This window comes from Brevundimonas fontaquae, from assembly GCF_017086445.1.
Classification (GTDB): domain Bacteria; phylum Pseudomonadota; class Alphaproteobacteria; order Caulobacterales; family Caulobacteraceae; genus Brevundimonas; species Brevundimonas fontaquae.
In genome coordinates this window covers 2,359,424-2,372,991 of the sequence record NZ_CP070968.1, presented here as the reverse complement: position 1 = coordinate 2,372,991, position 13,568 = coordinate 2,359,424, and the positions used below count along the sequence as shown (strand labels likewise).

The window sequence follows — 13,568 nt, the reverse complement described above, 5'->3', positions numbered from 1 at the left end:
CTCAGGCTTGGGTCACACCCATGGCCTTCATCAGGGCGTCGCGGATGGCGACTTCTGTGAACGGCTTCTGGATCGTAGGCTGGCCGCGCCATTCGTCAGGCAGACCACCTTCGCCGTAGCCGGTCGAAAAGACGAACGGCACGCCGCGTTCCTTCAGCGCCTCGGCGACGGGGAAGACCTGACGACCGGCGACATTGACGTCCAGCAGGGCGGCGTCGAGATTCTCCGTATCGCGCGCCAGCTTCTGACCTTCGTCCACATTGGACGCGGGACCGATCGGCACGCACTCCATGTCCTCCAGGATCGTTTCCAGGAGCATGGCGACGAGCGACTCGTCTTCGACCACAAGCACGCGGCGGCCGGTGAGGGGCTGGGTCATTGTGCGGCGGTCCTGTCCAATGGAACTGTCAGTTCCGCGATCAATCCTTCGGGGGCGTAGACCAGATCGATCTCGCCCGCCAGATCATGGCGAATGTTTCGCTCAATCAAGCGGCTGCCAAAGCCCTTCCTGGCCGGAACCACAACCGTGGGGCCGCCGATTTCGCGCCAGCTCAATTTCAGCTTTCGGTGTCTCTGGTCGGCCAATCCCCAGTCGATGAGGATGCGGCCGTCCGGCGTATGCAGCGCGCCGTATTTGGCGGCGTTGGTCGCAAGCTCGTGGAAGATCATGCCGAGCGACAGGACGACAGCAGGTTCGAGAGAGACCGGCGGGCCGTTGAGGCTGATCCGCGTCGGTCCATAGGCCTCTGTCTCGTGCTCCAGAATGGCGCGCAGGTCTGCGCCCTCCCAATGGGTTTGCGTCAGCAGATTGTGGGTGTGCGACAGGGCCATGATCCGCGACTGGAAGGTCTCGGCGAAGCTGGCCGGGTCGGTGTTGGAGCGAGCGGTCTGGATGGCGATGGATTGCACCGTGGCGAGGGTGTTCTTCACGCGGTGGTTCAGTTCGTCGATCATCAGCTTCTGGCGCTGGGCCGCCAGGACGTTCTCGGTGATGTCGTGGCCCTGCACGAAGATGCCCACCACCGCGCCCGCGTCGTCGCGGATCGGTTGATAGATGAAGTTGAGATAGACGGTTTCGAGCAGCCCATCGGGCTTACGCTGCAGCTGGGCCGCGCTCTCGCGCCCTTCATAGGGTTCGCCTGTGGCGAAGACGCTGTCGAGCAGATCGTAGAAGCCTTGGCCTTCCAGTTCCGGCAGGGCCTGCCTAACCGGCTTGCCGGCGATATCCCGGTGTCCGATGAGCTGGCTGTAGGCGTCGTTGTGCATCTGGAACCGATGATCCGGTCCGGACATGATCGCGACGAAGCCGGGGGCCTGCATGAACATCTCAACGAGACGATTGCGCTCGGTCTCCAGGCGACGATTGTCCTCCTGAACCGACTGGGCCCGACGAAGCACTGAATCGCCGATGATGGCGTCCAAAGCGGTCGTCGGCTCGTCCGGGCGGATGACGGGCGCCAGGTCCGTCACATCCATGGTGTGCTGAAGCAGCATGACCACTTCGCCGTCGGCGTTCAGTATGGGCGTATGGGTGGCGCTCCAGAGACGCTCTTCGAAGGTTTCGCTGCCGTCGAGCTGCGTTCTCGGCATCGAAAAGCGTACGACCGCCAGATGATCGCGTTGTCGGGTGTCGCGCGCCTTTTCCAGTGACGAACGGACTTGGCGGACGTTCTCCGGGGCGTCCGAGCCAGGGCCCGAGTCGAAGGCGGCAAAGAGCGGTTGGCCCAACACTTCGCTGCGCTTGGCGCCCGTGACATCCATATAGGCCTGATTGACCTCGGCGATCCGCAGGTCCGGCGTAAGCAGCACATAGGGATTGGGCGAGGCATCGAAAGCCGCACCCCGATCAACGGCCGGATCGCCAGATTTCACCGTTTCGTTCAACGCTTACCCCGCACAGCTTGGCGATAACGCGCGACATCGAAATCGGTTCTCCGGCTTCGCTGTCGCCAACTTTGATCGTAAGGTGATTGGCGCGCCGTCGTATTTTGCTAATCAACGCGCATGACAATCGCCGGCGTTTTCGCCACCCTCTCGCTTATGATGGCGCCCGCAGCCGACCAGCCCACCGTCCGCATTCCGCAGGGCGTCCTGACCGGACGCGCGGATGCCGAAGTGGCTGCGTTCAAGAACATTCCCTATGCCGCCCCGCCGACGGCCGAGCGGCGTTGGCGACCGCCCGGCCCCGCGCCGACCTGGCAAGGCCAGCGCGACGCCTCGGCCTATGGTCCGCTGTGCATCCAGGCGCCGCCGAATGGCGACCCCGGCGTCGGTCCCTTGCCGATGAGCGAAGACTGTCTGAACCTGAACGTCTGGCGACCGGTCAGCGCGGCTCAGCCCGCGCCTGTCATGGTCTGGATTCATGGTGGCGGCCTGGTCAACGGATCGGGAACCGCGCCGCTGTATGATGGAACCAGCCTGGCCAAGCGTGGCATGGTCGTGGTGACACTGAACTATCGACTGGGGCGGCTGGGCTTCTTCGATCATCCGGCGCTGGCGGCCGAGCGGCCGGCGGGCGAGGCGGCGGGGAATTACGGCCTGATGGACGTGACGGCGGCGCTGAAATGGGTGCGCGCCAATATCGCGGCCTTTGGCGGCGACCCCAAGAACGTGACCATCTTCGGCGAATCGGCAGGCGGGGCGATTGTCACGCGACTGATGATCTCGCCGCCGGCGCGCGGTCTGTTCGACCGGGCGATCGTTCAGTCCGGCCTGGGGCGGGAGTTGCAGACGCCGCTGGACCGCAAGGGCGCCTATGGCGCGCCCTCAGCGCGCGAGCGCGGCGAGGTGTGGGCCTATGGCGCGGGACTGCGAACGGCGGCGGATTTGCGCGCGGCGCCGGCCGATCTGTTCCTGACGCCGCCCCCGGTTTTCGCCAACGGCGACCTGACGCTGATCGACGGGCGGATCGTGCCGTCCACGGTCGAGGCGGCGTTCAAGGCGGGGCGGCAGGCTCCGGTGCCCTTCATCATCGGCAGCAACAGCGCCGAGTTCTGGTGGATGCGGCCCACGGATCGCAACGGCTATGGTCAGATCGACGACGACATGACCTGGCTCGAGCGCGCCGATGCCGTTCAGGCCTATGGCGGGCTGGAGGCGTTCGACAAGCTGGCGATCACGGATCTGGTGTTTTCGGAACCGGCCCGGATGCTGGCGCGGCTGCATGCCAAGGCGGGCCATCCGGCCTGGCTCTATCGGTTCGATATCTCGTCGCCGCAGAATCCGGAGCCGCATGGCGGCGCGACCCATGCGATCGAGCGGCCGTATGTGTTCGGCACGTTGAACACTCTACCGTATACCGTCGAGGATCGGGACCGAAAGGCGTCGGAGGCCATGATGAGCTATTGGACCGCCTTCGCGCGCTCGGGCGATCCCAACGGCGTCGGGCGGCCACGCTGGCCCACAGCGACATTGAGGGACACCCGGCTGATGAACTTCGTCAACCCGGGACCGACCGTCACGCCCGTGCCGTTCAGCGCCCGGCTGGACCTGCTCGAGCGGTTCCGCGAGCGGCCTCGGCCCTAAGAGCGCGCGTCAGCCGGCGGAGGTCGCGCCCGACTGCTTCTCCTTCAGCGTGACCAGCTCTTCGGCCATGGTGGGGTGGACGGCGCAAGTGGCGTCCCACTGGGCCTTGGTCAGGCCGGCCTTCACGGCGATCGCGGCCAGCTGGATCATCTCGGGGCTGTCGGGCCCGACGATGTGAACGCCGACCACGCGCTGGCTGTCGGCATCGACCACCAGCTTCATAAGCACCCGCTCATCCGAGCCTGTGAAGGCGTATTTCATCGGGCGGAACCGGGTGACGTAGACGTCCACGCCGTTCGAGCACGACCGCCGCGCCTCCGCCTCGCTTAGCCCCACGACCCCGACCGGCGGCTGGCTGAAGACGGCGGTGGCCACGGCCTCGTAGTCGAAGTGCTGGGGATTGTCGCGATAGACGGTCTGATGGAAGGCGACGGCTTCGCGGATGGCGACAGGCGTCAGGTTCATCCGGTCGGTGACGTCGCCGAGGGCCCAGATGTTGTCGGCCGTCGTCTTGGAATAGGGGTCGACCTTGATGGCGCCCGCCTCGTTCAGCTCGACGCCGGCGCTCTCCAGCCCCAGATCCTTGACGTAGGGAATGCGGCCGGTGGCGAACATGACGACGTCCGTCTCCAACTTCATGCCGTTTTCGAGGTGGTTGATGAGACAGGTCTCAGTCTTTTCGATCTTCTCGTGCTGGCAGCCCAGAATGACCTTTATGCCCCGCTTTTCGATCTCTCCGGCCAGGTGTGCGCGCACGTCGTCGTCGAAGCCGCGCAGGATGTTGGGGCCGCGATAGATCAAGGTCGTCTCGACGCCCAGGCCCGCGAAGATGCCGGCGAACTCCACCGCGATATAGCCGCCGCCTGCGATCAGGATGCGCTTGGGTAGTTCCGGAAGGTGGAAGGCTTCTTCAGACGTGATGGCGTGCTCAATGCCAGGTAGCTCTTCCGGCTTCCACGGGCGGCCGCCCGTGGCGATCAGGATCTTTTTGGCGGTGATGGTGCGATCCTTGCCGACGATTTCGACCGTGTGGGCGTCTTTCAGGACCGCCCGCCCGTGGACCAGTTCGACCCCGGCCTTGCCCAGATTGGCGGCATAGATGCCGGACAGGCGCGCGATCTCGACATCCTTGGCTTCAAGGAAGGTGGGCCAGTCGAACTTGGCGTTGTCGAACGACCAGCCGTAACCCTCGGCGATCTCGAGCGCGTGGCTGACCTCGGAGGCCATGACCATGAACTTCTTGGGCACGCAGCCGCGGATCACGCAGGTGCCGCCGACCCGATATTCCTCGGCGACCCCAACTTTCTTGCCATCCAGCGCCGTCAGCCGCGCCGCCCGCACCCCGCCCGAACCGGCGCCGATGACGAAGAGGTCGTAGTCGTAGTCGGCCATAGGTCGGATTCCGTTCAGCGGCAGGCATCGGCATTTAAGCCACGCCGCGCGAAATCCAAGGGTGTCGAGCTATTGGAAGCGTCAGGGCGCGACGATCGTCGTTGATGCAGGGCTCGAACTACGACGGCTGATTAGGAAGCAGTCAGCTCACCGCGGCCAACCTACGCAGCAGGCGCCTTCTCAGTCTCGATCCAGCCACTGCCATGACCAGCAACCGGGAGCGCGCTTGGCGCATGGAGCGTGCGCAGTTGCCAGCCGCCCAACGGATTTCCCCATCGCGCCTTTGCTTCAAGACGTATAGGCGCGATGAGCGGACGTTTCACGTCTGGGCTCATGTCCTCGTCTGCCTAGGCGTTCGAGGGCGGACGCATCAACTTCTGGAACTGAAACGCTTCCCCTTCTCCGGGCAGATCTTCCAACTCGCCGTCTTCGTGGGGATCCGGATGCCGCGGGTTGAAGAACTCCACGATCTTGAACCCACATATGTTGACGTAGAAATGGATGTTCCGCTTCTCGAAATAGGGCGTGTGCGTTTCCCAGGCGACGGTTGCTGGAAAGCGCTGCTCGATCGCGAACCAGGCTTGGCGTCCCAAACCACTGGAATGCTGGCCGACCTTGATGAAGAACAGATCCAGACTGTTGTGCTGGGTCTCAGTGTTGATCGTCACGACCGCGCCGCCGACATCGACGCCGTCCTGAAGAATACGAAGCACGACAGCGCCCGGCGCGCTGAACGCCGTTTCCAGCGTTGCGTCAGATGGCATGGGTACGTCGAGTTGATCGCCGAACGCCTCCACGACGGCGAGCGCGAACGCCGCCTGCAAGTCGCTTTTGAAGCGCGGAAGGTCATCGGCCGAAGCGGGTTGAAGCGTTACAGCGGCTGTCATCGGCAGGTCCTTTCATAGGGCAAGGGGGTCAACCAGACCCGGTTCGAAACCCGGTGACGTGGCCGCAACCACCTGTCTGCATCGGAAACGATCATCCTAAGCGCCTCCGCTCGGCGACGTGGCGGTCGCACCGCCGACGTCGAGACCGCCACCGAGCGCGCGGTACAGGGCGACGGCGTTTGAGAGGCGCGCCTTCTGGGTCGCCAGCCGGGCGCGTTGCTGGGCATAGAGTTGGCGCTGCGCGTCGAGGAGTTCGAGGCGGCTGTCGAGCCCCGCCGCATAACGCTGCTGCGAAAGCAGTCTGCGGCGCTCGGCGACGCGGACCGCCGCAGTCTCGCGGTCCAACTGGGCGTCATAGGTTTCACGCCCGGCCAATCCGTCAGCGACTTCCCTGAAGGCGGTCTGGATCGTGCGCTCATAAGTCGCCACGGCCTGGTCCGCCCGAATCTCGGCAAGATCCAACGCGCCCTTCAGCCGTCCGGCGTTGAAGAGGGGCTGGGTGATGACCGGCGCGAAAGACCATGTTCGATTGGCGCCGTTAAACAGGCCGCCGAGGTCCGCGCTGGCCGAGCCAAGGGCCGCCGTCAGGGAGAGACGGGGGAAGAAGGCGGCGCGCGCCGCGCGAATGTCGGCATTGGCCGCGGCAAGTTGGTGTTCCGCCTGCCGAATGTCTGGACGACGTTTCAGAAGGTCTGACGGAACTCCAGCGCCGAGCCGCGTCACGATGGGCTCCGCCTCAATGCCCAGGCGGGCCGGGAGATCGTCCGGCATGGGACGGCCGATCGCGAGCGTCAGAGCGTTCGTTGCTATGGCGAGGTCACGCCTGGCGGCTTCCCGGTCGGCTTCGGCGGCCAAGACCTGACCCTCGGCCTGTGCGACATCGAGACCGCTCGCCTGGCCGGCCTCCTGCAGCCGATGAGTCAGGTCCAGCGAGGCTCGCCAATCGGCGAGCGTCAGGGTCGTCAACGCCACAGCCTCTTCGGCGGCGCTCTGTGCGAGATAGGCGTCGGCGACCGTCGACATCACGGCGATCTGCGCGGCGTCCCGTCCCGATTGCGCAGCGAGATAGGCCGCAAAACTGCTGTCCGATTCCGCGCGAAGCCGTCCGAAAAGGTCCAGTTCGAACGCGGACAGAGCGAACGACACGGTTGATTGGCCTGTGCTCTGGTCGCCCGGCCCTCCGCTCTGGCTGTACCCGACTTGGGCGTCGACCTGTGGCGCGCTGCCCGCATTCTGGATGCGAAGCTGCGCACGCGCCGCATCGACATCCAAGAGCGCAAGCTGCAGATCGCGGCTGTCCGCAAGGGCGATCTCTATGAGGGCCTGCAGACGCGGATCGACGAAGACCGATCGCCAGTTCCGCTCGGCCGCCGATCGCTGGTCCACCTCAGCTGAAGGTGCGGGAAAGACCGGCGCCACCACGTCCGGGGCCGCCGTTCGCGGGACGGTTTGGCACCCGGCCAGGCCTAAGAGGAGCGCGATTCCGCCTTTGCGCATCCAGCCCGTCATGCCACGTCCCCCGTCCTATGCTGTTTCCACGGCCATCGCAGGCGCGGCACGCGTGAGGCCAGCCGGTCCATCAGCGTCAGGATGAAGACGAAGAAGACCGGCACGAAGAAGACCGCCAGGACCGTGGCTGTGATCATGCCTTCGAAGACCCCCGTACCGATGGCGTGCTGGGTCGCGGCGCTGGCGCCGCTCGCGATCATCAAAGGCAGGACGCCGAGGGTGAAGGCCAGGGAGGTCATGATGATCGGCCGCAGACGCAGGCGCGACGCCTCGATAGTCGCTGCGACAAGCGTCTTGCCCTCTTCGACCTGGAGCTTGCGGGCGAACTCCACGATCAGGATGGCGTTCTTGGCCGACAGGCCGATGATTGTGATCAAGCCGACCTTGAAGAAGACGTCGTTCGGCAGGTCGCGCAGCGTGACCGCGATCACGGCGCCGATGATACCGAGTGGGACGACCAGCATGACGGCGAGCGGGATAGACCAACTCTCGTAAAGCGCCGCCAGGACGAGGAAGAGGACCAGCATGGAAAAGGCCAGAAGCATGGGCGCCTGAGCACCGCTCTGCTGCTCTTCAAGCGAAGCCCCGGTCCAGGCCGCGACATAGCCGGCGGGCAGTTGGGACACGAGCCGCTCCATTTCCACCATCGCCTGGCCGCTCGAAACGCCTTTCGCCGGGCTGCCGGCGATGCGCGCCGCGGGGAAGCCGTTGTAGCGTACGAGTTGGGCCGGCGAGGCGGTCCACTCCGGGGTGACCACTTCGGACAGAGCGGTCATGCCCCCCGAGCGATTGGGCACATAGAGCTTCAGCACGTCAGCCAGCTGCATCCGGGCGCTGGCATCCGCCTGAACGATCACCTGCTGGAGCCGGCCGTTGTTCGGGAAGTCGTTGACATAGCTCGATCCCAAGGCTGCGCTGATCGTATTGTTGATCGCCTCGAACGAGACGCCCATGACTTCAGCCTTCTCGCGGTCAATGCGCAGATTGACGGCGGAACCGGCCGGAAGGCCCTCCGAATAGACGCCCGACAGTTTCGGGCTGGCGGCCGCCAGAGCGAGCAGCTGATCGGTCGCCACCTGCAACTCGGCGCCCGTCTGTCCGCTCACGGCCTGAAGCCGCATTGAAAAGCCTGAAGACGTTCCAAGGGAGTCGATCGCCGGCGGCATCAGGGTCATTACTTCGCCGTCTCGAACCGCGGCCATCGCCGCCGTCGCAGCCTCCATCTCGCCGGCCGAGGTGGCGCCCTTGCGGGACTTCCAGTCGACCAGGTTGGTGAACACCATCGCGGCGTTGGACCCCGAACCGGAGAAGCTGAAGCCCATGATGCTGGTGGCGCCCGCGATCGCCGGACGCGCCAGAACGGCCTGTTCGAACTGGGCCACGACGGCGCGCGTCCGCTCGGCCGTGGCGTCGGCCGGCAGGGTGATCGATGTCATCAGCTGTCCCTGATCCTCGTCCGGCAGGAAGGCGGACGGCAGTCGGACGAAAGCAAAGATGGTCACGGCCAGGATGGCCGCGAACACGACCATGACCCGTCCGGCTCGCCTCAGAAGGCGCGCCACCCCGCTGACGTAGGCGTCGGTCATTCGGGCGAAGCCTCGGTTGAACCTGCCGAAGATCCCTGCCTGACCGTCATGACCGCCCGTCACGGGTTTCAGCAGGGTCGCGCACAGCGCCGGCGTCAGCGACAGGGCGAGGAAGGCGGAGAAGAGGATCGACACCGACATGGCGAGGGTGAACTGCCGATAGATCGCGCCCACCGACCCGCTCGCGAACGCCATCGGGATGAAGACCGCAGACAGCACCAGGGTGATGCCGATGACCGGCTTGGTGATCTCCGTCATCGCCTTGATCGTGGCCGCCTTGGGCGACAGTCCTTCGACCGCCATCAGTCGCTCGACGTTCTCGACCACGACGATGGCGTCGTCCACGATGATGCCGATCGCGAGCACCATGCCGAACATCGTCAGCACATTGATCGAGAATCCCGCCGCCGCCATGACTGCAAACGTTCCCAACAGCGCGATGGGCGCGACGATGGCCGGAATGAGCGTGTAGCGAATGTTCTGCAGAAACAGGAACATCACCAGGAAGACCAGGACCATGGCCTCGAGCAGGGTGTGGACCACCTTTTCGATCGAAACCTTGACGAAGGGCGCGTTGTCGTAAGGGATCGAATAGCTCATGCCTTCCGGCATGGCCGTCTTCAGCTGCTCCAGGCGCGCGATGACGGCTTTGGACACGGCGACGGAGTTTGCGCCAGGTGCGAGCAGGATCGCCGCGGAGGCTGCGGGCTTGCCGTTGTAATAGCTATCGAAGCCGTACGACTGTTGGCCGAGTTCGACGCGCGCGACGTCGCCCAGGGTCAAACGTGAGCCGGAGGCGTCCGCGCGCAGGGTGATGGCCCGAAACGCCTCGGGACTTTCAAGTTGGCCCGTCGCGGTCAGAGGGACGGTGACGGTTTGCCCGGCGAGCGTGGGCGCGTCGCCGATGCGCCCAGGCGATATCGGCAGGTTCTGGTTGGCGATGGCGGTCGTGACATCCGTGACGCTGACGCCATGCGCGGCCATCTTCTGCGGATCGATCCAGACCCGCATCGCCTGTTCCGACGAGAAGTTCTGAACCCGTCCGAGACCGGGCACACGCTTGAGCTCCTCGACCAGGTTGCGGCTGAGATAGTCGCCCAAGGCCTGCTCGTCGAACTTGCCGTCCGAGTTCAGGCTGACGATCATCAGGAAGCCGGACGACGCGGATTCGACGCTCAGGCCGGTTTGTCGGACGGCCTGCGGCAAGCGCGGCTCGACGCCCTTGAGCCGGTTCTGAACGTCGATCTGGGCCAGTTCCGGATTGACGCCCGGCTTGAAGGTCGCCGTGATCGACGCCGATCCGGACGTATCGCTGGAGCTCTCAAAATACAGCAGGTTCCGGACGCTCGAAAGTTCGCGTTCGATGGGCGCGATCACGCTGTCCGCCAGCGTTTGCGGCGTCGCACCGGGATAGCTGGCGCTGATGCTGACGCTGGGCGGCGCCACGTTTGGAAAGCGTTCGATCGGCAGGCGCGGAATCGCCAGGACGCCGAGAAGGATGATGAAGATCGAGATCACCCAGGCGAAGACGGGACGTTCGATAAAGAAGCGAGGCATGAGGGGAGCCGATCAGCGAACAGGTTTGCGCCAGGCCGTGGCCTGGACCTTGACATCGGGCCGGACACGGTCGCGCCCTTCCACGACCACACGGTCACCCGGGCTGACGCCAGAAAGGATGACGTAGTTGTTGTCGATCACCTCCCCGAGCCGGACATTTCGGGTCTGCACCCGGCCGTCGCCGGCGAACACCATGACCTGAGCTTGAGGGCCGGCGTGAAAGACGGCCTGTTGCGGGACGCGGGGCAGCAGCTGCGCGGGCCCGCGCGGCAGACCCACGCGAACGAACATGCCGGGCAGGAGCTGGCCGGACGGATTGTCAACGAGCACCCGGACGGTCACATCGCCCGTGGCCGGATCGACCCGACGCTCCGAGAACATCAGCCTGCCCATCAACCCGGTGGGCCGGCCGTCAGCGTCCAGGACGGTCACGGGCGCCGAACGCATCGCCTCTTCGCTCAGGCCCGTCAGCCGGGTCGCAGGCTGACGCACGTCGATGTAGACTTGGCCGATCTGTTGGATCGAAGCCAAGGCCGTCGTGTCGCCCACATTGACGAGCGCGCCCTCGCTGATCGCCGCCGCGCCGATCCGTCCTGCGATCGGCGCGGTGATGGTCGCAAACCTCAGATCCAGGCGGCGACGCGCCAGGGCAGCCTGCGCCGCCGCCACGTCCGCCTGCGCTTGGGCCAGGGTCGATGCGGCGTCGTCGACCGTTTGGCGGCTGACCGCGTCGGTCTCAATCAGCGGCTTGAGGCGATCGACCTGAAGCCGCGCGCGATCACGGACGGCCAGCGCGCGCTGAAGGGCGGCGGCGGCCGCGTTTGCGTCGGCTTGGAACGGCGCCGTGTTGATCTGGAACAGGGGCTGCCCCGCCCGCACGGTCGCGCCCTCCGCAAAGAGACGCTTCTGGATGATCCCCCCGACCTGGGGTCTGATTTCGGCTGTACGCAACGCCACCACCCTGCCGGGCAGCTCATCGGTCATCGCCACCGGTCCGTTGACGGCGGTCGCTATCGACACCTGAACAGGGGCTGTCGAAGGCGCCTGTTCAGGCTTGCCGCATCCGGCGAGGGTCACGGCGCATAAAAGACCGGTCAGCAGGATATCGGTAGGTTTCGTCACGAAAAGCTCCACGATCGCGGCGGCGCCGCCTGCGGGCTGTCGCACCAACGCCCTGCGTGATGGTGGACGTTTGATGCACGAATGGTGGACGATGCGGCCCCACGCTTTTCTTGATGCGCCCGACATGCGACGCGAAACGCAGGAGGCCTACGATGAACGCTCTGGTGCTTATCGCCGAAGACGAACCCAAGATCGCAGAGGTTTTGGAGCTCTACCTTGTGCGAGAAGGCTTTCGCACGATCACAGCGCGGGATGGCCAGACGGCGGTGGATCTGCACACCAGTCTGCGACCTGACCTGGTCCTGCTGGATGTCGGCCTGCCGCGAAAAACAGGCTGGGAAGTCCTCGGCGATCTCCGTCACCACGCGGATACGCCCGTTATCATGATCACAGCCCTCGACCAGGACATCGACAAGCTTCAGGCCCTGCGGATCGGCGCCGACGACTATGTCGTCAAACCATTCAATCCGCTGGAAGTGGTTGCGCGCGTGCAGGCCCTTCTCCGCCGAAGCGCGACGCGATCGCCGCCGGGCGTGGTCAGGCTGGGCAAGCTGGAGATCGATTTCGACGCCCACCGCGTCTACGTCGCCCGCGAGGGCGTCCGCACAGGACTGGACCTCACCCTGACCGAGTTCCGGCTGCTCTCCTATCTGGCTCGACCGCCGGGGCGAGTCGCCTCGCGCAGCACCCTGGTCGACGCCTGCCTGCCGGGCCAGGACGCCTTGGAGAAGACAGTCGATAGTCACATGAGCAAGCTGCGCCGCAAGTTGCGAACGGTCGACTGCGACGGGATGCTGCAGGTCGTGCGCGGGGTCGGCTATCTGCTGGAGCCCTCTTCGTGATGAGGTTCAACAGTCTCGCCACCAAGGTCAGTCTCTATATGACCGGCGTCTCTCTCGCTGGCGGCCTTCTGACCTCGGTCGGGGCCTATTTCATCTATGCTCTGATCGCCGCACAGAAGCCGGAGTGGCTCGCGGACCAGACAGGTGGAGCCTGGTACCCGATCGACTCGATCATCCTGTGCGCCCTCATCCTGCTCGGTCTGTCCCTGTCCGCCGTCGTTTCGGTGATGTTCACGCGGCGTCTGCTTCAACCGCTCACCTCTCTGGCGACGACGGCCCGTCAAATCCAGGAAGGCGATCTCGGTGCGCGCGCCCGCGCCGAACCGGGGTCGGCCGCAGAGGCCGAGGCGCTGGTGGCCGATTTCAACGCCATGGCGGCTCGGGTGGAGGCGGTCTCGAACGACATCACCTTATGGAACGCCTCGATCGCCCATGAACTTCGCACTCCGGTGACCATCCTGATGGGCCAACTCAGCGCCGCGAGCGACGGCCTCTTGAAGCTCGACGGGCCATTGCTGGCCAGTTTGAGGGATCAGGCGGCGAGCCTGGGCCGTCTGATCGAGGACCTGCGCGTCGTCAGCCTGGCGAGCGCCCAGAAACTGATGCTCCACACCGAACCGCTCGATCTCGCCGCCGCCGTCACGGCGCTCAAGCCCGCGGTGACCCCGCTGCTCGCCGAGGCCGGCTTCACGGTGGAGTGGCGGCTCTCGCCGGCCCAAACGGTCGGGGATGCGGCCCGTCTTCGCCAGGCCATCCTCGCGCTCATCGACAACGCCATCAAGCACGCCGAAGCGCAGGCCGGTCCCTTGATTATCAGGACCGACGTCATCCAGGGCGTGGCCCGGGTTTCCGTCAGCGACGCCGGTCCCGGCCTAGCCGCCGACATCGCACCGCGCCTGTTCGATCCCTATTTCCGCATGAGCGAGGGGCGCGACGGCAGCGGGCTTGGGCTCATGGTCGTGCGGGCCATCGCCGAAGCCCACGGCGGGTTTGCGTTCTGTGACCGCAATGACCGGTCAGGCCTGGATTTCAGTCTGGACCTTCCGTCGCTGTGATCATCAGCTGCGTCCATCCCCGAGATACCGGCACATGAGCAGCATTGCGTGAAGTCGACTTGAAGCTGAAGTCCGGTCGGCACACGTTCCCGC

10 protein-coding genes are annotated in these 13,568 nt (G+C 65.3%); 3 read left to right on the top strand and 7 right to left on the bottom strand.

Annotation, left to right across the window (positions count from 1 at the left end):
• Position 1: 1 nt before the first annotated feature.
• Both JX001_RS11620 and JX001_RS11615 read right to left on the bottom strand, forming a co-directional pair.
• Positions 2–379 (bottom strand): response regulator, encoded by a 378-nt coding sequence (locus JX001_RS11620; protein ID WP_205681132.1) that lies wholly within the window; start codon positions 377–379, stop codon positions 2–4.
• Complete coding sequence (locus JX001_RS11615; RefSeq protein ID WP_205681131.1) at positions 376–1,872, bottom strand: sensor histidine kinase; 1,497 nt, start codon at positions 1,870–1,872, stop codon at positions 376–378. The genes JX001_RS11620 and JX001_RS11615 overlap by 4 nt, the downstream gene beginning before the upstream one ends.
• A 132-nt stretch (positions 1,873–2,004) precedes the next feature.
• On the opposite strand from JX001_RS11615, the gene JX001_RS11610 reads away from it, so the two are divergent.
• Positions 2,005–3,525: a carboxylesterase/lipase family protein gene (locus tag JX001_RS11610; protein ID WP_241004625.1), complete on the top strand. Its 1,521-nt coding sequence runs from the start codon at positions 2,005–2,007 to the stop codon at positions 3,523–3,525.
• 9 nt (positions 3,526–3,534) lie between these two features.
• On the opposite strand, the gene gor is transcribed toward JX001_RS11610, so the two are convergent.
• The 5 genes from gor to JX001_RS11585 form a co-directional block, all read right to left on the bottom strand.
• On the bottom strand, positions 3,535–4,917 hold the full coding sequence (gor, locus tag JX001_RS11605) for a glutathione-disulfide reductase (protein WP_205681130.1): 1,383 nt from the start codon (positions 4,915–4,917) through the stop codon (positions 3,535–3,537).
• Positions 4,918–5,264: 347 nt separating this feature from the next.
• Positions 5,265–5,804, bottom strand: a complete 540-nt coding sequence (locus JX001_RS11600) for an N-acetyltransferase (RefSeq protein ID WP_205681129.1) — start codon at positions 5,802–5,804, stop codon at positions 5,265–5,267.
• A gap of 96 nt (positions 5,805–5,900) precedes the next feature.
• Entirely contained in the window at positions 5,901–7,301 is a 1,401-nt protein-coding gene (locus tag JX001_RS11595) for an efflux transporter outer membrane subunit (RefSeq protein ID WP_241004624.1), read from the bottom strand.
• Positions 7,302–7,309: 8 nt separating this feature from the next.
• Entirely contained in the window at positions 7,310–10,456 is a 3,147-nt protein-coding gene (locus JX001_RS11590; RefSeq protein WP_205681127.1) for a multidrug efflux RND transporter permease subunit, read from the bottom strand.
• Positions 10,457–10,468: 12 nt separating this feature from the next.
• Entirely contained in the window at positions 10,469–11,578 is a 1,110-nt protein-coding gene (locus JX001_RS11585) for an efflux RND transporter periplasmic adaptor subunit (protein ID WP_241004623.1), read from the bottom strand.
• A gap of 152 nt (positions 11,579–11,730) precedes the next feature.
• Between JX001_RS11585 and JX001_RS11580 the strand changes: the two genes are divergently transcribed.
• Together JX001_RS11580 and JX001_RS11575 are read left to right on the top strand one after the other, a co-directional pair.
• On the top strand, positions 11,731–12,420 hold the full coding sequence (locus JX001_RS11580; RefSeq protein ID WP_205681125.1) for a response regulator: 690 nt from the start codon (positions 11,731–11,733) through the stop codon (positions 12,418–12,420).
• A complete protein-coding gene (locus JX001_RS11575; protein WP_205681124.1) occupies positions 12,420–13,475 on the top strand; it encodes an ATP-binding protein in 1,056 nt (351 codons plus the stop codon). Before JX001_RS11580 ends, JX001_RS11575 begins: the two co-directional genes overlap by 1 nt.
• The last annotated feature ends 93 nt before the right edge of the window (positions 13,476–13,568 follow it).

Coding starts and splice junctions, on each gene's coding strand:
- JX001_RS11575 (WP_205681124.1), top strand. CDS start 12,420: ATGAGGTTCAACAGTCTCGCCACCAAGGTCAGTCTCTATATGACCGGC.
- gor (WP_205681130.1), bottom strand. CDS start 4,917: ATGGCCGACTACGACTACGACCTCTTCGTCATCGGCGCCGGTTCGGGC.
- JX001_RS11620 (WP_205681132.1), bottom strand. CDS start 379: ATGACCCAGCCCCTCACCGGCCGCCGCGTGCTTGTGGTCGAAGACGAG.
- JX001_RS11610 (WP_241004625.1), top strand. CDS start 2,005: ATGACAATCGCCGGCGTTTTCGCCACCCTCTCGCTTATGATGGCGCCC.
- JX001_RS11600 (WP_205681129.1), bottom strand. CDS start 5,804: ATGACAGCCGCTGTAACGCTTCAACCCGCTTCGGCCGATGACCTTCCG.
- JX001_RS11590 (WP_205681127.1), bottom strand. CDS start 10,456: ATGCCTCGCTTCTTTATCGAACGTCCCGTCTTCGCCTGGGTGATCTCG.
- JX001_RS11595 (WP_241004624.1), bottom strand. CDS start 7,301: ATGCGCAAAGGCGGAATCGCGCTCCTCTTAGGCCTGGCCGGGTGCCAA.
- JX001_RS11580 (WP_205681125.1), top strand. CDS start 11,731: ATGAACGCTCTGGTGCTTATCGCCGAAGACGAACCCAAGATCGCAGAG.